The following is a 25,116-nucleotide window of genomic DNA, read 5'->3' as shown; positions in this document are numbered from 1 at the left end:
GATGATGTTTTTGTTAGGCATGTATGGGTTGTTTTGCTCATCAGGAGGGTAAACATCAATCAGTTTAACAAACCAATCTGCATCGGTACCGGTGGTTGCAACTTTCAGGTTGGCCATTATCTCGCCACCCAGTGTAACATCATCTGTTAAAACATCACTCTGGAAAACCAATACATCGGTTCTGCGGCCTGCAAAACGCTGATCCTCGCTCATGTAATTGTGCGGGGTAAAGCCCATTGTGGTGGTATTATCTTCGGTATAAGGTACCGGTTTTAGCGGGTCGCTTACAAAGTTTGTGGTGCCGGCAGTTGTTGGCTGCGTATTAGCCAGCTTACCATCATTGCTTAAATACAATTTTTGGTGTGTTGCCGCGGGCGAAGGCCATTTATCAAATGTTTGCCATTCTTTTTTACCGGTATTAAACATGTAAGCTTCTGGCAGGCCAGAGTTTTTATCGCCATTGCCTTTAAGGAAGTGGTTAAAGAATTTTTGCTCGATGTTCTTTTGGTAAAAAGTAGCAATGCTATCACCAAAGTATATGTTGCTGTGCATAGTGTGCCCGGTCTCGCGCGACCAGCGGCCGTGGCCAAACGGACCCATTACAATGGTATTGTAAGCTTTAGGATCTTTCTTTTCAATAGTTTTATAAATAGCCAGCGGACCTGTTAAATCTTCGGCATCAAACCAGCCGCCTACCAGCATTACGGCAGGTGTTACTTTATTGTAGTGTTTTAACAAACCACGTTTTTGCCAAAACTCATCATAGTTGGGGTGGTTAACAGTTTCCTGCCAATAAAAGTTGTCTTTGTAATATTTGTCGGCATTTTTAAGCGGGCCTAAGTCCAGTAAAAACTGATAACCATCACGGGTGCCGGGGTTGATAATAGTATTGTTATACCAAGCTTTAGCAGTTGTGTCTTTTTTCTGTACGCCAAAAACAGGGTAAGTAAAAAAGTATGACTCCAATAAAGCGCCGTTATGATGGAAATCATCAAAAAAGAAATCGGAGATAGGTGCCTGCGGCGATGATGCCTTTAACGCCGGGTGATTTGATAGTATGCCAGCTGCAGTATAAAAACCCGGATACGAGATACCCCACTGACCAACGCGGCCATTATTGCCGGTTGCGTTTTTTATCAGCCAGTCAATAGTATCATAAGTATCAGAGCCTTCATCAACATCTGTCTTGCTTTTTTTATTATCAATAGCCGGGGTCATGTTAGTCCAGGTGCCTTCGCTTTTGTAGCGGCCGCGTACATCCTGGTAAACAAAAATGTAACCTTCCTGCATCATATATTTTGAGGGGCCTAATGAGCCGGGGTACTTAGTTTCGCCGTAAGGAGCAATGCTGTAGCAGGTGCGCTGCATCATTATAGGGTATTTATTTTTTGCCGATGCATCTTTTGGGGTGTAGATAGATGTGAACAGCTTTACGCCATCACGCATGGTGATGTAAACATCTTTTTTAGTGAAATGCTCTGCAACGTAAGCGCTTTGCGCAAATGACGCGCTATAGGCAGTGGTCAGCAATAAAAATAGGACGAAGAATTTTTTCATTGATCTGGAAGTTAGTAAAAGTTAAATTTAACAAGTTAAATTAGTATTATGCCAACCGTGATAATACTGTTACAAAAGAGGGGTTAAATTAACAGAATATCTCTGCAGGCAAATAAACTTAAGAGTTGCATATATTCATTGCCGTCGGCTTTAGCCATCCCGCGTTAGGGATAAAAGCGGATACCGGCCTGTGGCTAAGGCCAGGTGCAGTATAAGCGGATAGCCCGCCCGAAGGGAACGCCCAGAATAGGTTGTTAGCAGGCAATTACAATGGTACGTATACCTGTTATAACCCTACTGCTTTTACTTTTGTCAACCTCCCAACATTTAATTAAAAACCTATTTATTAGCCCTTTTATATTACTTAACTTTGCCAGCCATAAAATACACTACTATGCAATATGATGTTATCGTTATAGGTTCGGGTCCTGGTGGTTACGTTGCCGCCATACGTTGCGCTCAACTTGGTTTAAAAACCGCCATAATTGAAAAATATAATACCCTGGGCGGTACCTGCTTAAATGTGGGTTGTATCCCTTCAAAGGCATTGCTTGATTCGTCTGAGCATTACCATAACGCCGCACATACTTTTACCACGCATGGTATTAAGCTTGATAACCTGGGCATTGATTTTGGCCAGATGATAAAACGCAAACAGGAAGTTGTTGATGCCAATACCAGCGGTATTGCTTACCTGATGAAAAAGAACAAGATTGACGTACACCAGGGTGTAGGTTCGTTTAAAGATAAAAATACCATTATTGTTACCAAAGCTGATGGCACCGCTACCGAGCTAACCACCGAAAAAGTGATCATAGCTACAGGTTCAAAACCATCAAGCCTGCCTTTTTTAAAGATAGATAAGAAACGCATCATTACTTCAACAGAAGCTTTAACACTTACCGAAATACCTAAACACCTGATTTTAATTGGTGGTGGTGTTATTGGTTTGGAGCTGGGTTCTGTTTATGCACGCTTAGGTTCTAAGGTATCTGTAATTGAGTTTATGGATGGTATTATCCCTACAATGGATAAAGGCCTTGGCCGCGAGTTGCAGAAAGTGTTGAAGAAAATAGGCATGGAGTTTTACCTGGGCCACAAGGTTACCGGTGCTGCTGCCAAAGGCAAAGAGGTTACCGTAACATTTGATAACCCTAAAGGCGAGAAACAAGAGCTAAAAGGCGACTACTGTATGGTAGCTGTTGGCCGTATTGCTTACACCGATGGTTTAGGCCTTGATAAAATAGGCATTACAGTTGAAGAGCGCGGCCGTAAAATTACGGTTGACGAGCACCTGGAAACCAGTGTTAAAGGTGTTTACGCCATTGGCGATGTAATAAAAGGTGCTATGCTTGCCCACAAGGCAGAAGATGAAGGTACTTTTGTTGCAGAACTAATTGCCGGACAAAAACCACACATTAACTATAATTTGATACCGGGCGTTGTTTATACCTGGCCGGAAGTTGCCGCTGTTGGTTATACCGAAGAGCAATTGAAAGAACAAGGTGTTAAATATAAAATAGGATCATTCCCGTTCAAAGCAAGCGGACGTGCACGTGCAAGCGGCGATACCGATGGCTTTGTAAAAGTATTAGCTGATACCGTTACCGACGAGATATTAGGTGTACACATGATTGGCCCACGTGCTGCGGATATGATAGCCGAGGCTGTTTTGGCAATGGAGTACCGTGCATCTGCAGAAGATGTATCACGTGCCAGCCATGCCCACCCAACCTATACCGAAGCCATGCGCGAAGCGTGTTTAGCCGCAACGGAGAATAGGGCGATACATATATAGGAATTTCGGATTTGTCTTATTCCTCTCTTGAGAGGGGCAGGGGTGTGTTAATGAATAAGATCCGGGTTTTCGGATTTCAAAATATAAAAAGCAGAACAATTAAACTTGTTTCTGCTTTTTACTTTTACAGCAATTATTAGATGCAGGTATTAATAAACATAGGTATTATAATTGCCACCATCGCCTTAATGGAAGCACTCTCATGGGTAATGCACAAATACTTGTTTCACGGGCCGCTGTGGTTTATTCATAAAACGCACCATCAGCAGCGGCACGGCTGGTTTGAACTGAACGACCTGTTTAGCATTGGCTTTGCAGCATTAGCCTTATGGCTGATGTGGATAGGGCATATCAGTCTGGATTATCACTTTTGGATAGGCATCGGTATAAGTACCTACGGGATTATCTACTTCATCTTTCACGATTGGTTTATCCATAACCGCTTCAAGGCCTTTAAAAGCGATAATAGTTATCTGGCAGGAATCCGCCGTGCGCACAAGATCCACCATAAATCAACACAGAAAAATCCTTCGGAAGAGTTTGGGTTATTGGTGGTTGGGAAGAAGTGGTTTAGGAGATAATGGTACTGGCAAATAAAAATTAGTTTAAATACCAGTCCATTCAAGTTTAAGCAAATCCAACAAAAATTCCGAAATTCGCCGCATCCGAATTTATAACCCCATGCTGCAAATACAAGAAAACGTATCACTTAAAAATTTTAACACTTTTGGTATTGATGCCAATGCCCGGTATTTTGCAGAGATAAATCACCCCGATGAACTGGTAGAGCTATTTGCTGATCTGCAATGGCTGCAAATGCCCCGACTGGTTTTAGGTGGCGGCAGCAACATGCTGATGGTAAACGATTTTGAGGGTTTGGTGATCCGCCTTAATATTCGTGGTATTGAGCACCGCATTAGTCACGATGATGTTTTTGTAGAAGCAGGTGCCGGCGAAGTATGGAATGACCTGGTGAACTTTTGTGTTGACCGCGGGTATGCGGGTATGGAAAACCTGAGCCTGATACCCGGTTCGGTTGGTGCATCGCCCATACAAAATATTGGCGCTTATGGTGTGGAGCTGAAAGATATATTTGATAGCTGCCGGGCGTTTGAGATAGCAACCGGAACATTCAGAACCTTCAGTAAGGCCGATTGCAAGTTTGGCTATCGTGAAAGTGTTTTTAAAACCGAGGTGGCAGGGCAATTCATTATTGTATCGGTAAAGTTTCATTTATCGCTGATACCTAACTTTAATCTTAAGTATGGGGCGATAGAGCAGGAACTGACCAATCGTGGTATTACGGAGCCTACTATAAAAGATGTATCGCAGGTGGTATCTCATATCCGTGTCTCTAAACTTCCTGATCCGTCTACTATCGGCAATGCAGGCAGTTTCTTTAAAAACCCCGTGATAAGTGCTGATCAGTTTAATCCGCTAAAAGAAAAATTTCCAGATGTGGTGAACTATCCGGCAGGCGATGGTCAAATAAAACTGGCTGCCGGCTGGCTTATTGAGCAATGCGGATGGAAGGGAAAAACCGTTGGCCATACCGGTACATGGAAGAACCAGGCGTTGGTGTTAGTGAACCACGGAGGTGCTACCGGTAAAGAAGTGTATAGTTTTTCGTCGCAAATCATAGACAGTGTGTACACTAAATTTGGCGTTACCCTACAACGTGAGGTGAATATTGTTGGTTAAAAAATTTAATTCAAAAAATATTATAGCATTTTCCTCATTTACAGCGAGTTATGGTTATATATTCTTTTTATGGCTGATAGTCCCTTAGACAACAAAATTCTATGTTTGTTTCTATTTATAGTTCTGATTTTCAGTATTTTACAATAAATTGACGAATCTGGTACCTGCAACATGTTTTAGCTGTGCAGTGTTTGGCGTATGTATAGTTAATAGGTAAACCAAATAAGTTGGTACTATGTTTGAATAATACTCAATATAAAACATTAACAGAATGACAAAGATTGAGTTTAACACCCTGGTATTACGTCAAGCAAGTTCATTAAGGTCTTATGCCTTACATTTTACACATGACGCAGACGATGCTAACGACCTTGTTCAGGATACAATGTTGAAAGCTATTACTTACTATAATAAGTTTAAAGAAGGCACCAACTTAAAAGGATGGTTATACACTATCATGAAGAATACCTTCATTAACAACTATCGCCGTTTTGTTAAAATGAGCACTTTTGTTACCAAGAGTGATGAGATATCTTCTCCTAACCTGGTATTCAGCTCAACAAAAAATCAAGGTGAAGCTAAGTTTGTAATGGACGATATAAAAAGAGCTTTAGACAGATTACCATCTGATTACTATGTGCCATTTACCATGTACTTTGAAGGGCATAAGTATCATGAGATAGCAGACTATTTAACTATTCCTATTGGTACAGTTAAAACCCGTATCCACGTAGCACGTAAATTGCTTAAAAAGAATTTAAAGGCTTATGATAATGGTATTACAAAACCTATCTACGCCGAAAACTAAATAATTAAACTCAACATATATAGAGAAACCCGCTTATGGCGGGTTTTTTTGTGAGTAAGAATTTCTCTTGTCTCTTATATCTTGCCTCTTGATTCTTGCTTCTTCACCCCAGCCTTCCTATCGCTGTAAACTTCTCAAATACGGTTTCAGTATGCGGGGCATCGGGTAGTTCGTCGGTAAGGTCCTGGCCGGCCCAGTGTTCATAGTGCTTTCCGTTTTGCCAAAGGCGACTTTCGGTTACGTCATATATTATTCCCTTGTAGGCTACCCAAATCTGTGGCTTGTCCTGCCCGTTGCGCAGGGCCAGTTGTGATTTAGTGTAGATGGGCAGCTCGGTCATTTGGCAGTAGTTAATCTTCTTGCTTTAAAGTATTCAAAGAAAGCGATATTCATCAGTAAAAGCGCCATACTATAAAAATGATCCTCAAAGGGGATGGTCCAAATTCTGATCCCCAGGTTTTGATCATTGTTGTAAAGTACTACAGGTATTGCTGTAAGTAAACCATTAACTATATAAAACGGAATAAGCGATACTAGATACGCCAGGTAAAAGCGATTGAGCCAATCAGCCTTAATAACAAATAATAAAACCAATAGTACAATTGCCAATAAGCTAAACGTAACTACAGTGTATAGCTTATTAAAGTTGTCAAGCAGTATAAACGCCGATGCAATGGCAAGCAAGCCGGAGATACTGCGCGCTACATCATTACTTAATGACCATTTTATGTAGTAATTTAAACAGCAATAAATAAAAATACAAGCGAATGGTACAGTCAGAAAAAAGAGGATCTCCTCTATAGGCAACTCAAAAAACTTAATCCCGGTTATGTACTTATTATTAAAAGACCATACGCCATGAACGGTAAACAGCACATCCCAAAATAAGAATAGTAAGCCGGTGATAGCCATGCCGGGCCAAATGAATTTCCAGCTCTTATAAAATGCTACGCGCTTATCAAACGATAATACAACCGGGAAAAAAATGGTCAGTACATTAATGAGCAGGTAGGTGTATTTCACTATAAGGCGGCTAAATGCTGTTTTAAATTATCGTTTTCGGCAGGGGTACACCTTTTTGAATTTATCAGAAAGGTAATAATTGTTTTAACTAAGGGCTTATCTGCCGAAGCGTAATATTTTTCATCTACCTGTTTAATGATCTCTTGCCGGTCGGCATCAAGGTTTTTATTATAACCCAAAAAGCCCGGCACATTATGCTCAACAGAAAACCGCATAAAGCGAATCTCCATGTTATGCGGATCGCGGCTTACGGCTCCCTTAAAAGTTTTTTCAGAATCGTTCAGATATTTGATCTTAAAATAAGGGTTCCAGGCATGTTTGGCTTTAAGGGCCTGCAATGTACCCATATAACCGTTTAACAAAGCCGAACGATCTTTAACAGTATTAAGGCTTGCATATAATGAGTCGGTGGTTTTTTTACTGTCGAGCGCGCTCATCAGCAGTTTACGAATAACATGCAAATTGGGTTCAACTATATCATTATACTTAGTAAAAGCACTGCTATTATTAATGGGCAATAACAGCAATACAAGTGCCGATAGCAATATATATTTGAATTTAATCAGCATCAGAAAAAATATTTACTAGTAATGTTAGTTCTTAAATTACATTCAATTTTTGATGCAGCACGGCCTTAAAGTACAGGCTTAATTTATGTGTATCAGAAACCCTTATCCTTTTTTGCATAATGGTATTTGCTGTAGTGCGGCGTATTTTTTTAAATAGCTGCAGGTAATATACATAAGCTACATAAACACCCAAACGACTGCCCCTTGGCAGTAATTTTATACCTTCTAAAGCATCGTCAAAGTCTTTTTTTATGTCTGTCTCTATAAAGTTTTTATCCTGCTCGGTAAAGTTGCTAAAGTCAACCTCCGGGAAATAGGTACGCCCGCGGTCTTCATAATCCGACTTGATATCTCTCAGAAAATTTATTTTTTGAAAAGCCGACCCCAGGCTGCGGGCTTTTGATATCAGCTGTTCATACAAGGTACAATCATTTTCGCAAAAAACGCGCAGGCACATCAGGCCTACTACCTCTGCCGAACCGTAGATATAAGCTTTATAACCATCGCCATCATAAGCCGTTTTATCCAGATCCATTTTCATGGAGTTTAAAAAAGCGTCTATCAGTTTTTTTTCAATGCCATACCGGTTTACCACCTGCTGAAAGGAATGCAGCACAGGATTGGTGCTTATGCCAAGGTCAATAGCTTTAAAAGTTTCGTTCCGGAAATCATCAATCAATTGGCGCTGGTCATGCCCGTAAAAGGTATCAACAATTTCATCGGCATAACGCACAAAACCGTATATGGCATAAACCGGGTACCTGAACCGTTTTTCAAACGCGTTAATTCCCATACTGAACGATGTACTATACTTAGTAGTGATCAGCTTACTGCATTCAAAACACGTTTCGTCGAATAAATTCATTTATCGGTCAGTTACGGTAAAAGTACAAAATGAATGCGGTATTGTTTTTTAGAAGCTTACAACTTTTGCTAATTTGGCTGCTATGGCTACCCAAAAGCATATTGTAGTAATTGGAGCAGGGTTTGCAGGTCTTGCTACGGCATGTGTGCTCGCTAAAGAAGGCCACAGGGTTACCATTTTAGAGAAGAACGATCAGCCTGGCGGCCGCGCACGCTTTTGGGAAAAGGACGGCTTTAAATTTGACATGGGCCCCAGCTGGTATTGGATGCCCGATGTATTTGAGAACTTTTTCGCCCTTTTTGGAAAGAAGCCATCAGATTTTTACGAATTAAAGCGCCTTGACCCCGGTTACCGTGTTTATTATGGCAAGGATGATATGCTGGATGTACCTGCCGATATGGGCGAACTGGAAAATCTTTTTGACGATATAGAACCCGGCAGCAGCGCAGGCCTGCGTAAGTTTTTAGACCAGGCCGCTTATAAATACAAGGTGGGGATGGGAGAATATGTGTTCCGTCCGTCGCATTCTATTACAGAGTTTATTGATTTTAACCTGATCAAAAAAAGCATGAGCATGCAACTGTTAACCAGCATGAGCAGCCATGTACGCAAATATTTTAAAGATCCCAAGCTGATAAAGTTATTGGAGTTCCCTGTGTTATTTTTAGGGGCGACACCCAAGGATACGCCTGCTATGTACAGCATGATGAACTATGCCGATCTTGCACTTGGCACCTGGTACCCAATGGGGGGGATGAACGAAATAGTGAAAGCAATGGTAAGCATTGCTGAAAGCTACGGTGTGGATCTTCGCCTGAATACAGAGGTCACTAAGATTGATGTTGTAAACAAACAGGCTAATACCATTCAAACTACACAAGGGATCGTTAATGCCGATTTTATAATTGCCGGTGCAGATTATGAATATACCGACCAGCATCTTTTAGAGAAACCTGATAGAAACTATACCGGGAAATATTGGGACAGCCGTACCATGTCGCCATCAAGCCTGCTGTTTTACATCGGCACAAATAAAAAAATAGAAGGCATACAGCATCATAACTTATTTTTTGATGAGGATTTTGAGCTGCACGCCAAAGAGATATATAAAGACCCGCAATGGCCAAGCAAGCCACTTTTTTACGTATGCTGTACCTCAAAAACAGATGCGGGTGCCGCGCCGGAAGGCAGCGAGAACTTATTCTTTTTAATGCCGATTGCCCCTGGTCTGGAAGATGACGATGCTACCCGCGAAAAGTATTTCGATGTGATGATGAACCGTTTTGAGCATATCACGGGCCAAAGTATAAGAGAATCGATAATAGTGAAACGCAGCTATGCGCTTAAAGATTTTAAAGCCGATTATCACTCCTTTAAGGAGAATGCCTACGGACTGGCCAACACCCTTGCCCAAACCGCTTTTTTTAAACCAGGTATGCGGGCAAAGCATATTAAAAATATGTTGTACACCGGTCAGTTAACCGTACCCGGCCCGGGTGTGCCGCCTGCGCTGATATCCGGGCAAATTGCTGCAATTGAGGCGATGAAGGTTTTGGGTTTCATGCGGCCGGAGGCCTAATAATAGTGGTCACTCGGCTGGAGCCGAGCGACTAATTTCTTTTGGAGCCCAGCACACGCTCGGCTCTTGCCGAGTGTGTTATATTATAAGGCCTCCGGCCGCAGCGTGGCATCAGTTACACCAAATACTCAAACAAAGTTTGATCCCTGTTTAGTTCAATTACTTCAAAACGGTGCTCTTCCATCCGCTGTAGTAATGCAGGATAATCCTCCGCATTTTTTAGTTCGATACCTACCAAAGCGGGGCCGTTCTCTTTTGAATTTTTCTTGATGAACTCAAACCGGGTAATATCATCACCAGGGCCTAATACATTATTTACAAATAATTTAAGCGCACCCGGGCGTTGCGGGAAACGAACGATGAAGTAATGCTTTAAACCTTCATATAAAAGAGATTTCTCTTTTATCTCCTGCATGCGGTCAATATCATTATTGCCACCGCTAATAACGCAAACCACTTTTTTGCCTTTTATCTGCTCACGGCAGGCATCAAGCGCGGTAACTGATAATGCACCTGCGGGCTCAACAACAATGGCATCCTCGTTATATAATTTTAAGATGGTGGTACATACTTTCCCCTCGGGTACGGTAAGCATATCATCCAAAACATCTTTACATATTAAAAACGTTTTTTCGCCTACACGCTTAACCGCGGCGCCATCAACAAAGCGATCTATCTGCCCTAAAGTTACCGGTGCGCCTTTTTCAAGGGCGGTTACCATAGATGGTGCACCTTCAGGTTCAACACCTATCAGTAAAATTTCCGGGTTGCTTTGTCTAAGGTAAGTACCCGTACCGGCAGCTAAGCCACCGCCGCCAACAGGCATAATAACCACTTCAACATCCTTAAGGTCTTTCAGTATCTCTACCCCAACAGTTCCCTGGCCTTCTATGATCTGTTCATTATCAAACGGGGGAATGAAGGTCATACCATGAGCTTCGGTATATATTAATGCTTCGCGCAGGCAGTCGTCAAAAGTATCGCCGGTTAATACCAGCTCTACATTGCCGTTGCCAAACATTTCTGTTTGTTTAACTTTTTGTTTTGGGGTAATTTCGGGCATAAAGATTACCCCTTTTGTACCCAGCTTTTTGCAGGAAAAAGCTACACCCTGCGCATGGTTACCCGCGCTGGCGCATACCACGCCACGGCCTAACTGTTCGGCATTTAGCCTGCTTATCATATTATAGGCGCCTCTTAACTTATAAGAGCGCACTATTTGCAGGTCTTCACGTTTTAAATATATTTCGCATTCATATTTTTCAGACAGGCGGTCGTTATACTCCAGGGGAGTATGCCTCACCACATCTTTTAGCCTTGCGTAGGCCCCTTCAAAATCCAAATGCACTTGCGTTGCTGTATCCATTACTTAGTTCTTTACCAGCCTGTAAGCCACTAAGCTTAATAGGTCGTCATCATTTATATCCAGCTTACTATCGGCAAGCGTTAAAAAGCGTTTATATACCTCAAGAAGCTCTTCTTTACCCAGTGTATGTCCTAATCGCTCTAAATGAAATTTAAGCGCGTGGCGGCCGCTGCGTGCGGTTAAAACGATACTGGCACTCGGGAAACCCACATCCTCCGGGCGAATGATCTCATAGTTCTCGCGGTTCTTCAAAAAACCATCCTGGTGGATCCCTGAACTATGCGCAAATGCATTGCTGCCTACAATAGCTTTATTAGCCTGCACCGGCATCCTCATCTGGGTGCTTATCATGCGGCTTATCTCGTAAAAATTCTTGCTGTTAACCTTGGTATGCAGGCCAAGCACGGCATGGGTTTTCAGTATCATCACCACTTCTTCAATAGAAGTATTGCCGGCACGTTCGCCTATTCCGTTAATAGTGCCTTCTATTTGGCGGGCACCATTCTGTAAGCCTGCAATTGAATTTGCCGTAGCCAGGCCCAGGTCATTATGACAATGAACCGAAATAATGGCCTTATCAATATTCTTTACATTCTCTTTCAGGAATTTGATCTTGCTGCCGTATTGGTCTGGCAGGCAATAGCCATTAGTATCTGGTATGTTTACCACGGTGGCACCGGCAGCAATAACAGCCTCTACCATTTTGGCAAGATATTCAATATCGGCACGGCCGGCATCTTCGGCATAAAATTCAATATCCTCAACAGATTTTTTGGCGTATTTTACCGCTTCAACCGCGCGCTCCAGGATCTCTTCGCGGGTGCTGTTAAATTTTAGTTTGATGTGGGTATCTGACGCACCAATGCCGGTATGTATCCGCGGGCGTTTGGCATACCGTAATGATTCTACAGCTACATCGATATCGTTTTTATTGGCACGGGTAAGCGCGCAAACAATAGGGTCTTTTACCGATTTTGATATCTCAACAACGCTGTTAAAATCTCCAGGACTTGACACGGGGAAACCTGCCTCGATAATATCCACGCCCAGCGCTTCCAGTTCGCGGGCTATCTCGATCTTTTCGGGGGTTGTAAGCTGGCATCCCGGTACCTGCTCGCCATCGCGAAGCGTGGTATCAAAAACATAAACGCGGTTAGGGTCGTGTAACATATTTCTTAGATTTTGAGATGATAGATTTGAGATTTGAGACTCGCACCTGCCATCGGTTTAATTCTTTATTTTATTATTTAGATTTGAGTATCGAAAATGTGAGATCTCACGCCTCAATACTCAAATCTCTTTTACTGCTATAAATCTTAATCTTTTATAATCGGCATACCATTGCCCGTTCTCGTTGTATTCTGGTTCAAGCAGTGCGGTAACTTCTGCCAGCATTTTCTCTTTTTCTTCCTTGGGGACGCCTATCAGGTATAGCGGGGCAAACATTGTTATCCATTTAGCCACACCCTGGTTACCATCCTGCAACGGCGTTTTACGGTCGAAATGCGTAGCGAAGGTTACCCTAAAGCCATGTTTCTCTAACAGGCCCGCATACTCACCTAATGATGGGAAATACCATACCTGCGTTTTTGCCTGCTCATGATAGCCATGCTGTTTTAGCACTTGCTTTGTTGCAGCTATCAATTTGGCAACATTGCCTTTACCGCCCATTTCGGCAACAAAACGGCCGCCGGGTTTAAGGCTTTTGTAAACGCTTTGCATCATGCCGCTCTGGTTTTTTACCCAGTGTAAGGCAGCGTTTGAAAAAACAGCATCATACTTGCCTGCTTCATCAAAATTGCCGGCATCAGCTACTTCAAAATTAACGCCGGGGTAACTCTCTTTTGCCTGCGCTATCATATTAGCTGAATAATCAGTACCTTTTACAATAGCACCTGCATTGTGAATTTGCTGCGTTAAATAACCGGTACCACAACCAATATCAAGAATGTGCTCACCTTGTTTAGCATTTAGTACTTCAAGTACATTCTCACCAAACTGGTAAACAAATGCATGTTTTTGGTCATATAATTCAGCGTCCCATTTCATTTTTTGAACCCCCTAACCCCCTGAAGGGGGAATTTAATTTAATAATATATTGTTAGCCTCCTACTCCCCCTTCAGGGGGCCGGGGGGCTCGCTTACAAATATTCCAGCACTTTTTGCCCCATGGCTTTTGTGCCTAAAATTTTGCTCTGATCGGTATTAACATCGGCTATATCACCTGTGCGGTAACCGTTCTTAAGCGTTTTATCTATAGCTGATGTTATTTTTTTAGCTTCCTCTTTTAATCCGAAGCTGATATCCAGCATCAGGGCAACTGATAGGATAGAGGCCAGCGGATTGGCTTTGTCCTGCCCGGCAATATCATGTGCCGAACCGTGGATAGGCTCGAAAAAGCCCGTACCATCACCAATTGATGCCGATGCCAGCATGCCCATTGAACCTGCTATCTGTGATGCCTCATCCGTTAAAATATCACCAAAAAGGTTAGCGGTTAATACCACATCAAACTTTTTAGGGTTCTTTACCAGTTGCATGGCGGCATTGTCAATAAACATATGTTCAGTTTCCACATCAGGGTATTCTTTGGCCAGGTCCTGAACAACCTCGCGCCACAGGCGTGATGATTCCAGTACGTTAGCCTTATCTACCGAGCATAGTTTTTTACTACGGACACGTGCCGCTTCAAATGCTTTTATGGCGATGCGCTCTATCTCGTAACGGTGATAGATCATCAGGTCGGATGCTGTTCTGCGGTCTTCACTGCGTTTCTTCTCACCGAAATAAACATCACCCGTCAACTCACGGAAGAACAGGATATCGGTACCCTTAAGTATCTCCGGCTTTAAACTTGATGCATCCAGCAACTCATCAAATAACATAATAGGGCGCAGGTTAGCATATAGCCCGAGTTCCTTGCGTATTTTTAATAAACCCTGCTCCGGGCGCACCTTTGCCGATGGGTCATTATCATATTTTGCATGGCCAACCGCGCCAAATAAAATGGCGTCGCTTGTTTTTGCTTTGTCAAGCGTTTCCTCGGGCAGTGGTGTACCTGTAGCCTCAATAGCTACGTGGCCCATTAAAGCCTCGTCATAAGTGAATTGATGACCAAATTGCTCAGCAATTTTTTCAAGAACGGCCTTTCCCCAGGTTGTTACTTCCGGGCCTATACCATCACCGGGTATTACTAATATGTGTTTTTTAACTCCCATTGTTTTTTATTCGTTAGTCCCGCGTACTTCCTTTAGTTTCATTATCATTAGCCGCGCGTCGCTTTGTATCCATTCATTATAATCGGCTATTGCTTTTAGCCGGTCGTTATCATCTAAATACCCTTCTTCAACCATTTGGGTTGATTGTGCTACTTTGGCCCAAATGCCAATCTTCGGCAGGAAATTATCCCCGCCTTTTTTATAAACCTCATTTGCCTCTAAAACCTCTATGGCGCTAAGGCCGGCTTGTTTAAAGTATCCTGGCAAATCTTCGGCAATATGATTGTTCATATGTGCATCAGCCCGCCACCTTAAAAAAGTAGCATAAAACAGGCGCATACTTGCCGGCGGTTGAGGCTGCCATTCCAGTGCCTCATGGTTATAATCCAGTATGGATAATATCCCACCCGGCTTTAGCATTGATTTTAACTTTTTTATCGCTTCCTCCGGATTATTGAGCCATTGTAAAACCCTCGCGGCCACAATCAGATCAAACTTTTTCATTGGGCTGTACACAAACATATCGGCATGTATCAGCTCAAGGTTTTTAACATCCGCATAGGTCTTTTTACCGCTTTGGATAAAATATGCTGTGTTATCAATGCCGGTTACATGCCCTGTTTCGCCAACCATTAAGGCTATATCTTTTGAGATAGCACCTGTGCCACAACCTACATCCAGCACGCTCCAGCCTTTCTGCAGCAGCGGAGGCAGGGTTGCATAATCAGCCGCCAAACTACGTTCATCAAATAGTTGGGCGGTGCCCTGGCCTTCTCTTTTTATATCCTTTTGGCTCATTTGTTCAATGGTTTATTAGTTAACCGGGGGGTATTTTAACTTTTACCTTTTCTCAAACTCCTCTACCAGTTCTTTTTTGCTTAGTATATAATCTATATCGTCATAACCATTGGTCATACAAGCTTTTTTGTAAGGATTAACCTCAAAGCTTTCCTGTTCGCCGGTGGCTACTATTTTTATAAACTGATCTACCAGATTCACTTCAATAACAGCATGCGGATCAGCATCAATGGCATCAAATAGTTTCTTTAAAAACTCATCACTTACCTGTACCGGTAAAAGGCCATTATTTAAGGCATTGCCTTTAAAAATGTCGGCAAAAAAACTGCTTACCACGGCATCAAAGCCATAATCTGCCAGTGCCCAGGCAGCATGTTCACGACTACTGCCGCAACCAAAATTTTTGCCTGCTACCAGTATTTTGCCACTGTAGATAGGGTCATTCAATATAAAGTCTTGTTTCGGATTGCCGTCGTTATCAAAACGCCAGTCGCGGAACAAGTTATTGCCAAAACCCTCGCGGGTGGTGGCCTTTAAAAACCTTGCAGGTATTATTTGGTCCGTATCAATATTCTCGATAGGCAGCGGTACCGCACTGGTTTGTATGTGTTTAAATATTTTAGTTGCCATCTTGAATCAGAATTTTCAGGATTTGAGAATTTTCAGAATCCTTTATTAATTGTTATTGATTTTAATGTTATACTTTGGATTAAATATTAGTTTATACTGAAGACTTGCACTGCCGAAATTGATTAATAATCCTATCGGGAAGTCGTAAGCAACCGTGTAGTTTTTGGCTTGTGCTAAATGCACATCCTCTAAATTTATCAATGCTTTCAACTCAACCGACAATCTGCCTTCGACAACAAAGTCTGCTCTTCGAGTACCGACCTCAATTCCATCGTAAAATATTGTATGTTCTTGCTCACGTACAAAATTAATCCCTGCTTTTGCAAGTTCAATAGCCAAACACCTTTGATAAATAACTTCCTGAAAGCCATTGCCAAGTGTGTTATGCACTTTCATTGCACAACCAATTATTTTGTATGTAAGCTCATCTTTTTCCATTTATAGCATTCTGTAAATCCTATAATTCTGCAAATTCTGATTCAGACAAAAAATCTCTTATATCCGTAACCACACCTGTAATTGCTGATGCTGCCGCTGTTAGCGGGCTTGCCAGGAATGTACGTGAGTTTGGTCCCTGCCTGCCTTCAAAGTTCCTGTTTGAGGTAGATACACAGTATTTGCCTGCCGGGATCTTATCCTCGTTCATACCTAAGCATGCGCTGCAGCCTGGTTCGCGTAATGGGAAACCTGCTGCATCAAAGATCTTGTCCAATCCTTCGCGAATGGCTTGTTCCTGCACTTGTTTAGAGCCGGGGACTACCCAAACGGTAACATTATCTGCCTTGTGCTTGCCTTTTACAAATTCGGCCACCTGGCGTAAGTCTTCAATGCGGCTGTTGGTACAGCTGCCTATGAAAACGTAATCAATTGGTTTTCCCAATAGTTGCTCATCATCATGCAAGCCCATGTAATCAAGCGCTTTTTTGTACGAGCCTTGTTCCTTTTGCTCAAAAGAAGCAGTTTGCGGAACATGCTGTGTAACACCAATGCCCATCCCCGGATTTGTTCCGTAGGTGATCATCGGCTCAATATCTTCGGCTTTAAAGCTTAAAACAGAATCAAACTCAGCATCTTCATCAGAATATAAAGTTTGCCAGTAAGCAACCGCTTTATCCCATTCTTCGCCTTTAGGGGCAAATTCGCGGCCCTTTACGTAGCTGATCGTAGTTTCATCAGGAGCAATTAAGCCACAACGCGCACCCATTTCAATGCTCATGTTACAGATGGTCATGCGGCCTTCCATGCTTAACGAACAGATGGTATCGCCTGCATATTCAACGGCATAGCCTGTACCGCCTGCAGCACTGATCTTTGAAATAATATAAAGGATAATATCTTTAGCGCCTACACCTTTGTGCAGCTTGCCGTTCACTTCAATTTTCATGCGTTTAGGGCGCTGCTGTAACAGGCATTGCGTTGCCATTACCTGCTCAACCTGTGATGTGCCTATACCAAACGCTATGGCACCAAATGCGCCATGGGTAGAGGTATGGCTATCGCCGCAAACATATGTGCCACCGGGGCGGGTAATACCAAGCTCGGGGCCTATAACGTGTACAATGCCCTGGAAAGGATGCCCTAAGCCATAAAGCTCAATGCCAAACTCGGCACAGTTCTTAGTGAGCATATCAACCTGGTAGCGGGAAAGTTCTTCTTTAATGGGGAGGTGCTGGTCCCAGGTAGGGACGTTATGATCGGCCGTGGCAACAGTTTGTTTTGGCCTGAAAACCGGTAACCCTCTTGCGCGCAAACCATCAAATGCCTGCGGACTGGTTACCTCGTGTATAAAATGTGTATCGATGTATAAAATATCAGGGAAGCCCTCGTTGCTACTGACGACGTGTGCATCCCAAATCTTATCAAATAATGTCTGTGCCATGTTTTTTAAGTATAAAGTCAAAAGTGGAAAGTTGAAAGTACAAAATAGAAGCTTGTAGCTTCAACTTTATACTTTCAACTTTATACTTCCTTATGCTTCTACAGCCTGGTTTTCCGGCCTTAAGCTGCGGACAGTTTTACCTGCCTGCCATAATTCGCTATCGCGTAATTCTTTTAATTCCGCGTCTAATTTCTCGCGGTAATCAGCTTTACTGTTAGAGTCGATTGATTTTTGTGACTCCACACCAGTTGCAACGCTTTTGTATAATTCTTCAAATACAGGTTTAGTAGCGTCACGGAATTTTTTCCACCAATCTAAAGCGCCACGTTGTGCAGTGGTTGAGCAGTTGGCGTACATCCAGTCCATACCATTTTCTGCAACTAAAGGCATTAATGATTGGGTAAGCTCTTCAACAGTTTCGTTAAAAGCTTCAGATGGTGAGTGGCCATTAGCACGCAATACATCGTATTGTGCAGCAAAAATACCCTGGATACAACCCATTAGCGTACCACGCTCGCCGGTTAAATCGCTAAATACTTCTTTTTTGAAATCTGTTTCGAAAAGGTAACCGCTGCCTACAGCAATACCTAAAGCAATAACACGGTCAAATGCCTTACCTGTTGCATCCTGGAAGATAGCATAGCTTGAATTTAAACCACGCCCCTGTAAGAACATGCGGCGTAATGATGTACCTGATCCTTTAGGAGCAACCAAAAATACGTCAACATCAGCAGGAGGCACAATGCCTGTTTGCTCGTTAAAAGTGATGCCAAAACCGTGAGAGAAGTATAATGCCTTACCTGGTGTTAAGTGTTTTTTAACAGTTGGCCATAAAGCTATCTGTGCTGCATCGCTTAATAAATAACAAATAACAGTTCCTTTTTCAAGGGCCTCTTCAATTTCAAATAGGGTTTCGCCCGGTACAAAGCCATCACTTATGGCTTTATCCCATGTTTTTGTGCCTTTACGCTGGCCAACAATTACGTTAATACCATTGTCTTTTTGATTGAGCGCCTGGCCCGGACCTTGAACGCCGTAGCCAATTACTGCTACAACTTCGTCTTTTAATACGTCCTGAGCTTTTGATAAAGGGAACTCTTCGCGGGTTACTACATTTTCTTCACTACCGCCGAAATTTAGTTTTGCCATTGTTTTATTGTTTTGCTTTTGATGATCTCACTGATTTTATATGATTTCACCGTTTTCTAATGTGTTTATAAGTTAATTCATTTGTGGTTTGCTGATTAAGCTTTCGCCTTTCAGCTTTACCCTTCCATTTACATAGTAAATACTTTTTGCCCCTGATTCAGGTATTCGTTTTCAATAACGTCTTCGCCCGGTTCAAGTCTTTCAAACTCGCGTAGCTTCCTGTTAAAACCATCGCTGTCTTTAATAATGGCTACACGTGCGCTGCGTACAAACTCAATAAGGCCGTAAGGTTGCAAAATGCTGATCAGGTTATCGGTTTCTTCGCGGTGGCCTGTTGTTTCAAATACGGTGTAATCCTTACGGAGCACTACTACACGGGCGCCATTTTCGCGAAGCAAACGTTCAACACTTACCTTCTCGGCAATAACATCTGTAGATACCTTGTACAGGGCAAGCTCCTGCCAAATAACATCTTCATTGGTATGATAGTATACTTTAAGCACTTCTACCTGTTTTTCAATCTGGCGGGTTAGCTTACGCACTACTTCTTCAGATTCTGTTATCACGATGTTGAAGCGGTGAATGCTCTCAATCTCAGACGGAGAGGTATTCAGGCTGTCGATATTGATTTTGCGCCTTGTAAATATAATAGCAATACGGTTTAGTAAACCAATTTGGTTTTCGGTGTAAACCGTTATGTTGTATTCCTGCTTCTCGTTATCTTGAGTTTCCATGTTGTTTTTCTTTTTTTAAGTCCTCTCCTTTGAAGAGGATTTAGGTGAGGCTCTACTTTAACCTGATCTCGCTTACACTGCATCCTTGAGGTACCATCGGGAACACATTGTTCTCTTTGGTTACCATTACCTCTAACAGGTATGAACCTTTATGATCCAGCATTTCATTTAATGACGATGCCAGATCCTCACGCTCAGTAATTGTTTTTCCGTTGATGCCGTAACCTTTGGCCACCATTACAAAATCAGGACTTTGAATATCAACGAAAGAATAACGGCGCTCGTTAAACAGTTCCTGCCACTGGCGAACCATGCCCAGGAAACGGTTATTAAGAATAATGATCTTCACATCAACACCGCTCTGCATAATGGTGCCCAGTTCCTGCAAGGTCATCTGGAAACCGCCATCACCAATTATAGCAACCACAGTACGTTCCTGCGCACCAAACTTAGCACCAATTGCAGCCGGCAGGGCAAAGCCCATTGTGCCTAAACCGCCGCTGGTAATGTTGCTGCGGGTTTTGTTTAGCTTAGCATAGCGGCAGGCCACCATTTGGTGCTGGCCCACATCGGTTACAATTACCGCTTCGCCTTTTGTAATATCGTTCAGTTGTTTTATTACCTCGCCCATGGTCATTTCGCCGCTGGTAGGGTTTAGCTCATCAAAAATTACGGCTTCAACCTCTTTGCTGGTATAATCATTAAACAAGTTTAGCCAATCGGTATGTTGTTTTGCTTCAACAAGCGCTGTTAATAATGGCAATGTTTCTTTACAATCGCCCCATACAGGTACGGTGCTTTTAACGTTTTTATCAATCTCGGCAGGGTCAATATCCAGGTGGATAACCTTTGCCTGTTTTGCATATTTATCAAGGCGGCCTGTAACACGGTCGTCAAAGCGCATACCTATAGCTATCAGTACATCGCACTCATTAGTTAATACGTTTGGCCCGTAATTGCCGTGCATGCCCAGCATACCCACGTTTTGAGGATGATCTGTAGGGATAGCGCCTGCACCTAAAATAGTCCATGCAGCAGGGATACCGCTCTTTTCTACAAAAGTTTTAAACTCCTGCTCGGCACTGCCCAATATTACACCTTGCCCCCATATAATAAATGGTTTTTTGGCCTGATTGATCAATTCAGCAGCTTGTTGTATATATTGTGGCCTAACAATTGGTTTTGGCCTGTAACTGCGGATATGATCACATTTTACATATCCTTTATAATCGAATTTTTGTATTTGCGCGTTCTTGGTGATATCAATCAATACAGGGCCCGGGCGGCCGCTTTTAGCGATGTAAAACGCTTTGGCAATAACCTCTGGGATCTCGGTAGCATCAGTTACCTGGTAGTTCCATTTGGTAACCGGGGTAGTAATATTGATCACATCTGTTTCCTGGAAAGCATCGGTACCTAATAGGTGCGCGAATACCTGCCCGGTAATACAAACCAATGGCGTGCTGTCTATCTGTGCATCGGCTAGGCCGGTAACTAAATTTGTAGCACCCGGGCCGCTTGTTGCAAACACAACACCCACTTTGCCGGATGTACGTGCATAACCCTGACCGGCATGGATACCACCCTGCTCATGGCGAACAAGGATATGGTTCAGCTTATCACTATAATCATACAACGCATCATAAATAGGCATGATGGCGCCACCCGGATAGCCGAAAATGGTTTCCACACCTTCCACAATCAATGCCTCTAATAAAGCTACCGATCCTGAAACCTCAATGGTTGGCGTTTTCACTTCTGTGATTTTACCTATTTCCTGTGTGATTGTTTGTGTTTCCATATTACCCCCCATCCCCCTAAAGGGGGAGTGTTTTGATTAAATTTCTTTTTATATATCAAGCTCCTTTGTTCCCCCTTCAGGGGGGTAGGGGGCTACATTTCATCTGTTACGCAACCTTCGGCAGCTGTACTTACCGTTTTAGCGTATTTGTATAATAAACCTTTTTTAACTTTTAGCGCCGGTTGTGCCCAGTTAGCTTTACGTGCCGCAATTTCTTCGTCAGATACTTTTAGCACCATCGTATTTGTGGTAGCGCTTATTTCAATGGTATCGCCATCCTGCACAAAGGCAATAAGGCCGCCGTCATAAGCCTCGGGTGTTATGTGGCCTACTACAAAACCATGTGTACCACCGCTAAAGCGCCCGTCGGTAATTAAAGCTACAGAAGCGCCTAAGCCTGCACCAAAAATGGCGCCTGTTGGTTTAAGCATTTCGGGCATCCCGGGTGCGCCCTTAGGGCCAATATTACGGATAACCACTACGTCGCCTGCACACACGCGGCCGCTTGTGATACCGTTGATCAGGTCAAACTCACCATCAAACACACGGGCAGGGCCCTCAAAGCGCTCGCCTTCCTTACCGCTGATCTTGGCAACGCTGCCGCCTTCGGCAAGGTTGCCGTATAATATTTGTAAGTGGCCTGTAGCCTTTATAGGGTTTTCGGCCGGGAAAATTATCTTTTGCTTTTCAAACTCTATCTCCGGAACACTTGCTAAGTTTTCGGCAATGGTTTTACCGGTTACGGTTAAACAATCGCCATTTATCCAGCCAAGTTTAAGCAGGTATTTCATTACAGCGGGTACACCGCCAATTTTATGAAGATCTTCCATCATGTATTTACCACTTGGCTTCATATCTGCCAATACAGGTATGCGGTTACTTACCGACTGGAAATCATCCTGGGTTAGTTTTACATCAACGCTTTTAGCCATCGCTATAAGGTGTAATACCGCGTTGGTTGACCCACCCAATACCATAATGGTTACAATGGCATTTTCAAACGCCTCGCGCGTCATGATGTCTGATGGTTTAATATCTTTCTCTAACAGTACTTTTATCGCTTTGCCCGCAGCTAAACACTCTTCTCTCTTTTCGATGCTTAAAGCCGGGTTTGAAGAGGAGTAAGGCAAACTCATACCCAAAGCCTCAATTGCCGAAGCCATAGTGTTGGCAGTATATATACCACCGCAGGCACCAGCACTTGGGCACGCATTTTTTACAACGCCCATAAAATCTTCGGGAGTTATATTACCCGCTATTTTTTGGCCCAATGCCTCAAATGCCGATACAATGTTCAAATCTTCGCCTTTATAATGGCCCGGTTTAATGGTACCGCCATAAACCATAATAGACGGGCGGTTTAACCTGCCCATGGCTATCACAGAGCCCGGCATGTTCTTGTCACAGCCTGGCAGGGTAATTAAGCCATCATAATATTGTGCACCGCAAACGGCCTCTATTGAATCGGCAATTACGTCGCGGCTTACTAATGAATAACGCATGCCTTCGGTGCCCATGCTCATACCATCACTTACGCCAATGGTATTAAATATAAGGCCTACCAGATCTTCATCCCAGATACCTTGTTTAACTATCTTAGCAAGATCATTAAGGTGCATGTTGCAGGTGTTGCCATCATAGCCCATGCTGGCTACACCAACCTGCGCCTTTTGCATATCATCGTCAGTAAGGCCAATTCCATAAAGCATTGCTTGCGCTGCCGGCTGGGTTGGGTCCTGCGTTAAATTCTTGCTATATTTATTCAATTCTATAGCCGCTGTAGTATCTGATGATGAACTCATTATTTATATTTTACGTTTGAGCGTAATGCTAAAATTTACAATTGATATTTGGGTTATATTCCGATTCTGTAAGTTAAATATAGCCTTAGGGAATTACAAGCAGATAAAATATTTTTTTAAATAAGTATATTATTCTGTATAATTAATAAATACAAAATATAAATCTTTGTTTGTTGTAAATATAAGAATATAATTTTTAGCTTCCTATACCAAAGTTTAAAACGGTATTTAGTATGTTTTTTATGCATGCATAGCAAGTTTCCATTTTTCGGCGTGAAATGGGGTGGGAAGGGTAAAAAATTACATAAAAAAAGCCCGGTCAATACTGACCGGGCTTTCTATTTATCAGTATAAAAGTTTTACTTGTGCGTAATACCTTCTGCTAAGACAGTCACCTTGTTATTTAAAGCTTCAACTACGCCACCCTGGATCAGAAAAACTTCATCCTTACCCGAGTTGCTTCTAACAGTTAGCTTGCCATCATTTAAAGTTGAAATGATAGGGGCATGGTTATTCAGGATCTCTAAAAAACCTAAAGTACCCGGTAAGGTTACCGAGGTGGCCTCGCCTTCAAATACTTTTTTATCAGGAGTAAGAATTTCTAATGTCATGTTTTTTTTAGATTCAAGATTCAAGAATCAAGAGTCAAGATAAAACTATCTATTGTCTTGTATCTTGACTCTTATTTCTTATATCTCTTAGTTGTTAGCTTCTGCTAATAATTTTTTACCTTTTTCAATGGCATCTTCAATGCTGCCCACAAGGTTAAATGCTGCCTCAGGGTACTGGTCAACTTCGCCATCCATGATCATGTTAAAGCCTTTAATGGTATCTTTAATATCAACCAATACACCTTTTAAGCCTGTAAATTGTTCTGCAACAAAGAATGGCTGTGAAAGGAAACGCTGAACACGACGTGCACGTGATACTATCAGTTTATCTTCTTCAGATAACTCGTCCATACCTAAAATGGCAATAATATCTTGTAATTCTTTGTAGCGTTGTAAAGTTTCTTTAACGCGCTGAGCGGTGTTATAATGCTCATCACCTAAGATAGCCGCGCTAAGGATACGTGAAGTTGAATCCAGTGGATCTACCGCTGGGTAGATACCTAACTCGGCAATTTTACGTGAAAGTACGGTTGTAGCATCTAAGTGGGCAAATGTTGTTGCCGGTGCAGGGTCAGTTAAATCATCTGCAGGTACGTAAACAGCCTGTACTGATGTAATTGAACCACGTTTTGTTGATGTGATACGCTCTTGCATGGTACCCATCTCAGTAGCCAGTGTTGGCTGGTAACCTACTGCCGATGGCATACGGCCTAATAATGCCGATACCTCAGAACCTGCTTGTGTAAAGCGGAAGATGTTATCAATAAAGAATAAGATATCACGACCTTTACCTTCTTCATCACCATCGCGGAAATATTCTGCAAGGGTTAAACCAGAAAGTGCCACACGTGCACGTGCACCCGGAGGCTCGTTCATTTGACCGAACACAAATGTTGCTTTTGATTCTTTTAAAGCTTCAGGGTCGATCTTGGTCAAATCCCATCCGCCTTCTTCCATAGAATGCATAAATGCATCACCATATTTTATAATGCCTGATTCAAGCATCTCGCGCAGTAAGTCGTTACCTTCACGGGTACGCTCACCTACACCTGCAAATACAGATAAACCTGCATAAGCTTTCGCGATGTTATTGATCAGTTCTTGAATTAATACTGTTTTACCAACACCTGCGCCACCAAACAAACCAATTTTACCACCTTTTACATAAGGCTCTAAAAGGTCAATTACTTTGATACCTGTAAACAATGCTTCAGTTTCGGTAGATAGA

Annotated in this window: 24 protein-coding genes; 5 read left to right on the top strand and 19 right to left on the bottom strand. The window is 42.6% G+C overall.

Annotation, left to right across the window (positions count from 1 at the left end; genetic code table 11):
- A partial coding sequence (locus WC743_RS26750; protein ID WP_373016624.1) for a CocE/NonD family hydrolase occupies positions 1 to 1,557 on the bottom strand: 1,557 nt, incomplete at its 3' end.
- Positions 1,558 to 1,951: 394 nt separating this feature from the next.
- Here WC743_RS26750 and lpdA point away from each other — a divergent pair.
- From lpdA to WC743_RS26730, 4 genes are all read left to right on the top strand, one after another.
- Positions 1,952 to 3,355, top strand: a complete 1,404-nt coding sequence (lpdA, locus tag WC743_RS26745) for a dihydrolipoyl dehydrogenase (RefSeq protein ID WP_373016623.1) — start codon at positions 1,952 to 1,954, stop codon at positions 3,353 to 3,355.
- A 140-nt stretch (positions 3,356 to 3,495) separates the two neighbouring features.
- Positions 3,496 to 3,936, top strand: coding sequence for a sterol desaturase family protein (locus WC743_RS26740; RefSeq protein ID WP_373016622.1), 441 nt, complete (start codon positions 3,496 to 3,498; stop codon positions 3,934 to 3,936).
- 100 nt (positions 3,937 to 4,036) lie between these two features.
- Entirely contained in the window at positions 4,037 to 5,056 is a 1,020-nt protein-coding gene (gene murB, locus WC743_RS26735) for a UDP-N-acetylmuramate dehydrogenase (RefSeq protein ID WP_373016621.1), read from the top strand.
- A 271-nt stretch (positions 5,057 to 5,327) separates the two neighbouring features.
- Positions 5,328 to 5,864 (top strand): RNA polymerase sigma factor, encoded by a 537-nt coding sequence (locus tag WC743_RS26730; RefSeq protein ID WP_373016620.1) that lies wholly within the window; start codon positions 5,328 to 5,330, stop codon positions 5,862 to 5,864.
- Positions 5,865 to 5,967: 103 nt separating this feature from the next.
- Here WC743_RS26730 and WC743_RS26725 read toward each other — a convergent pair whose 3' ends face one another.
- The 4 genes from WC743_RS26725 to WC743_RS26710 are packed head-to-tail and all read right to left on the bottom strand — an operon-like array spanning position 5,968 to position 8,321.
- The gene (locus WC743_RS26725) at positions 5,968 to 6,204 is read right to left on the bottom strand and encodes a cytochrome b5 domain-containing protein (RefSeq protein WP_373016619.1); all 237 of its coding nucleotides are present in this window, start codon (positions 6,202 to 6,204) and stop codon (positions 5,968 to 5,970) included.
- A complete protein-coding gene (locus tag WC743_RS26720; protein WP_373016618.1) occupies positions 6,201 to 6,887 on the bottom strand; it encodes a lycopene cyclase domain-containing protein in 687 nt (228 codons plus the stop codon). The genes WC743_RS26725 and WC743_RS26720 overlap by 4 nt, the downstream gene beginning before the upstream one ends.
- Complete coding sequence (locus WC743_RS26715) at positions 6,887 to 7,456, bottom strand: hypothetical protein (protein ID WP_373016617.1); 570 nt, start codon at positions 7,454 to 7,456, stop codon at positions 6,887 to 6,889. Before WC743_RS26715 ends, WC743_RS26720 begins: the two co-directional genes overlap by 1 nt.
- Before the next feature lie 31 nt (positions 7,457 to 7,487).
- Complete coding sequence (locus tag WC743_RS26710) at positions 7,488 to 8,321, bottom strand: phytoene/squalene synthase family protein (protein WP_373016615.1); 834 nt, start codon at positions 8,319 to 8,321, stop codon at positions 7,488 to 7,490.
- Between the two features lie 82 nt (positions 8,322 to 8,403).
- Here WC743_RS26710 and WC743_RS26705 point away from each other — a divergent pair, with 82 nt between their 5' ends.
- Positions 8,404 to 9,900: a phytoene desaturase family protein gene (locus tag WC743_RS26705; RefSeq protein ID WP_373016614.1), complete on the top strand. Its 1,497-nt coding sequence runs from the start codon at positions 8,404 to 8,406 to the stop codon at positions 9,898 to 9,900.
- 115 nt (positions 9,901 to 10,015) lie between these two features.
- On the opposite strand, the gene ilvA is transcribed toward WC743_RS26705, so the two are convergent.
- From ilvA to atpD, 14 genes are all read right to left on the bottom strand, one after another.
- Positions 10,016 to 11,266, bottom strand: coding sequence for a threonine ammonia-lyase IlvA (ilvA, locus tag WC743_RS26700; protein WP_373016613.1), 1,251 nt, complete (start codon positions 11,264 to 11,266; stop codon positions 10,016 to 10,018).
- A 3-nt stretch (positions 11,267 to 11,269) separates the two neighbouring features.
- Positions 11,270 to 12,436: a 2-isopropylmalate synthase gene (locus tag WC743_RS26695; RefSeq protein ID WP_373016612.1), complete on the bottom strand. Its 1,167-nt coding sequence runs from the start codon at positions 12,434 to 12,436 to the stop codon at positions 11,270 to 11,272.
- Positions 12,437 to 12,556: 120 nt separating this feature from the next.
- Positions 12,557 to 13,315, bottom strand: coding sequence for a trans-aconitate 2-methyltransferase (locus WC743_RS26690; RefSeq protein ID WP_373016611.1), 759 nt, complete (start codon positions 13,313 to 13,315; stop codon positions 12,557 to 12,559).
- A 92-nt stretch (positions 13,316 to 13,407) separates the two neighbouring features.
- The gene (gene leuB, locus WC743_RS26685; RefSeq protein ID WP_373016610.1) at positions 13,408 to 14,484 is read right to left on the bottom strand and encodes a 3-isopropylmalate dehydrogenase; all 1,077 of its coding nucleotides are present in this window, start codon (positions 14,482 to 14,484) and stop codon (positions 13,408 to 13,410) included.
- A 6-nt stretch (positions 14,485 to 14,490) separates the two neighbouring features.
- Positions 14,491 to 15,282, bottom strand: a complete 792-nt coding sequence (locus WC743_RS26680; protein WP_373016609.1) for a methyltransferase domain-containing protein — start codon at positions 15,280 to 15,282, stop codon at positions 14,491 to 14,493.
- Between the two features lie 42 nt (positions 15,283 to 15,324).
- The gene (gene leuD / locus WC743_RS26675) at positions 15,325 to 15,912 is read right to left on the bottom strand and encodes a 3-isopropylmalate dehydratase small subunit (protein ID WP_373016608.1); all 588 of its coding nucleotides are present in this window, start codon (positions 15,910 to 15,912) and stop codon (positions 15,325 to 15,327) included.
- Between the two features lie 45 nt (positions 15,913 to 15,957).
- Positions 15,958 to 16,350, bottom strand: a complete 393-nt coding sequence (locus WC743_RS26670; protein ID WP_373016607.1) for a GxxExxY protein — start codon at positions 16,348 to 16,350, stop codon at positions 15,958 to 15,960.
- Positions 16,351 to 16,369: 19 nt separating this feature from the next.
- Positions 16,370 to 17,791, bottom strand: coding sequence for a 3-isopropylmalate dehydratase large subunit (gene leuC / locus WC743_RS26665; RefSeq protein ID WP_373016606.1), 1,422 nt, complete (start codon positions 17,789 to 17,791; stop codon positions 16,370 to 16,372).
- Between the two features lie 90 nt (positions 17,792 to 17,881).
- Positions 17,882 to 18,940 (bottom strand): ketol-acid reductoisomerase, encoded by a 1,059-nt coding sequence (ilvC, locus tag WC743_RS26660; RefSeq protein ID WP_373016605.1) that lies wholly within the window; start codon positions 18,938 to 18,940, stop codon positions 17,882 to 17,884.
- Between the two features lie 128 nt (positions 18,941 to 19,068).
- Positions 19,069 to 19,674, bottom strand: a complete 606-nt coding sequence (ilvN, locus tag WC743_RS26655; RefSeq protein WP_373016604.1) for an acetolactate synthase small subunit — start codon at positions 19,672 to 19,674, stop codon at positions 19,069 to 19,071.
- 52 nt (positions 19,675 to 19,726) lie between these two features.
- Positions 19,727 to 21,475, bottom strand: a complete 1,749-nt coding sequence (gene ilvB, locus WC743_RS26650; protein ID WP_373016603.1) for a biosynthetic-type acetolactate synthase large subunit — start codon at positions 21,473 to 21,475, stop codon at positions 19,727 to 19,729.
- A 92-nt stretch (positions 21,476 to 21,567) separates the two neighbouring features.
- Positions 21,568 to 23,277 carry a dihydroxy-acid dehydratase gene (gene ilvD, locus WC743_RS26645; protein ID WP_373016602.1) on the bottom strand — a complete coding sequence of 570 codons (1,710 nt, stop codon included), beginning with the start codon at positions 23,275 to 23,277 and terminating at the stop codon, positions 21,568 to 21,570.
- A 359-nt stretch (positions 23,278 to 23,636) separates the two neighbouring features.
- The gene (gene atpC, locus WC743_RS26640; RefSeq protein WP_373016601.1) at positions 23,637 to 23,888 is read right to left on the bottom strand and encodes an ATP synthase F1 subunit epsilon; all 252 of its coding nucleotides are present in this window, start codon (positions 23,886 to 23,888) and stop codon (positions 23,637 to 23,639) included.
- An 87-nt stretch (positions 23,889 to 23,975) separates the two neighbouring features.
- Positions 23,976 to 25,116, bottom strand: a 1,141-nt coding sequence (atpD, locus tag WC743_RS26635; protein WP_373016600.1) for a F0F1 ATP synthase subunit beta, incomplete at its 5' end; no start/stop codon positions are given.

It is taken from the genome of Mucilaginibacter sp., from assembly GCF_041660805.1.
In the GTDB taxonomy this organism is placed as follows: Bacteria; Bacteroidota; Bacteroidia; order Sphingobacteriales; family Sphingobacteriaceae; genus Mucilaginibacter.
The sequence above is the reverse complement of the archived record's forward strand: the minus strand, read 5'-3'. Positions and strand labels throughout refer to the sequence as shown.

Coding starts and splice junctions, on each gene's coding strand:
- WC743_RS26725 (WP_373016619.1), bottom strand. CDS start 6,204: ATGACCGAGCTGCCCATCTACACTAAATCACAACTGGCCCTGCGCAAC.
- ilvC (WP_373016605.1), bottom strand. CDS start 18,940: ATGGCAAAACTAAATTTCGGCGGTAGTGAAGAAAATGTAGTAACCCGC.
- ilvN (WP_373016604.1), bottom strand. CDS start 19,674: ATGGAAACTCAAGATAACGAGAAGCAGGAATACAACATAACGGTTTAC.
- murB (WP_373016621.1), top strand. CDS start 4,037: ATGCTGCAAATACAAGAAAACGTATCACTTAAAAATTTTAACACTTTT.
- WC743_RS26715 (WP_373016617.1), bottom strand. CDS start 7,456: ATGCTGATTAAATTCAAATATATATTGCTATCGGCACTTGTATTGCTG.
- atpC (WP_373016601.1), bottom strand. CDS start 23,888: ATGACATTAGAAATTCTTACTCCTGATAAAAAAGTATTTGAAGGCGAG.
- ilvA (WP_373016613.1), bottom strand. CDS start 11,266: ATGGATACAGCAACGCAAGTGCATTTGGATTTTGAAGGGGCCTACGCA.
- WC743_RS26705 (WP_373016614.1), top strand. CDS start 8,404: ATGGCTACCCAAAAGCATATTGTAGTAATTGGAGCAGGGTTTGCAGGT.
- ilvD (WP_373016602.1), bottom strand. CDS start 23,277: ATGAGTTCATCATCAGATACTACAGCGGCTATAGAATTGAATAAATAT.
- WC743_RS26695 (WP_373016612.1), bottom strand. CDS start 12,436: ATGTTACACGACCCTAACCGCGTTTATGTTTTTGATACCACGCTTCGC.
- ilvB (WP_373016603.1), bottom strand. CDS start 21,475: ATGGAAACACAAACAATCACACAGGAAATAGGTAAAATCACAGAAGTG.
- leuC (WP_373016606.1), bottom strand. CDS start 17,791: ATGGCACAGACATTATTTGATAAGATTTGGGATGCACACGTCGTCAGT.
- leuB (WP_373016610.1), bottom strand. CDS start 14,484: ATGGGAGTTAAAAAACACATATTAGTAATACCCGGTGATGGTATAGGC.
- WC743_RS26680 (WP_373016609.1), bottom strand. CDS start 15,282: ATGAGCCAAAAGGATATAAAAAGAGAAGGCCAGGGCACCGCCCAACTA.
- WC743_RS26670 (WP_373016607.1), bottom strand. CDS start 16,350: ATGGAAAAAGATGAGCTTACATACAAAATAATTGGTTGTGCAATGAAA.
- WC743_RS26690 (WP_373016611.1), bottom strand. CDS start 13,315: ATGAAATGGGACGCTGAATTATATGACCAAAAACATGCATTTGTTTAC.
- WC743_RS26730 (WP_373016620.1), top strand. CDS start 5,328: ATGACAAAGATTGAGTTTAACACCCTGGTATTACGTCAAGCAAGTTCA.
- WC743_RS26710 (WP_373016615.1), bottom strand. CDS start 8,321: ATGAATTTATTCGACGAAACGTGTTTTGAATGCAGTAAGCTGATCACT.
- leuD (WP_373016608.1), bottom strand. CDS start 15,912: ATGGCAACTAAAATATTTAAACACATACAAACCAGTGCGGTACCGCTG.
- WC743_RS26740 (WP_373016622.1), top strand. CDS start 3,496: ATGCAGGTATTAATAAACATAGGTATTATAATTGCCACCATCGCCTTA.
- lpdA (WP_373016623.1), top strand. CDS start 1,952: ATGCAATATGATGTTATCGTTATAGGTTCGGGTCCTGGTGGTTACGTT.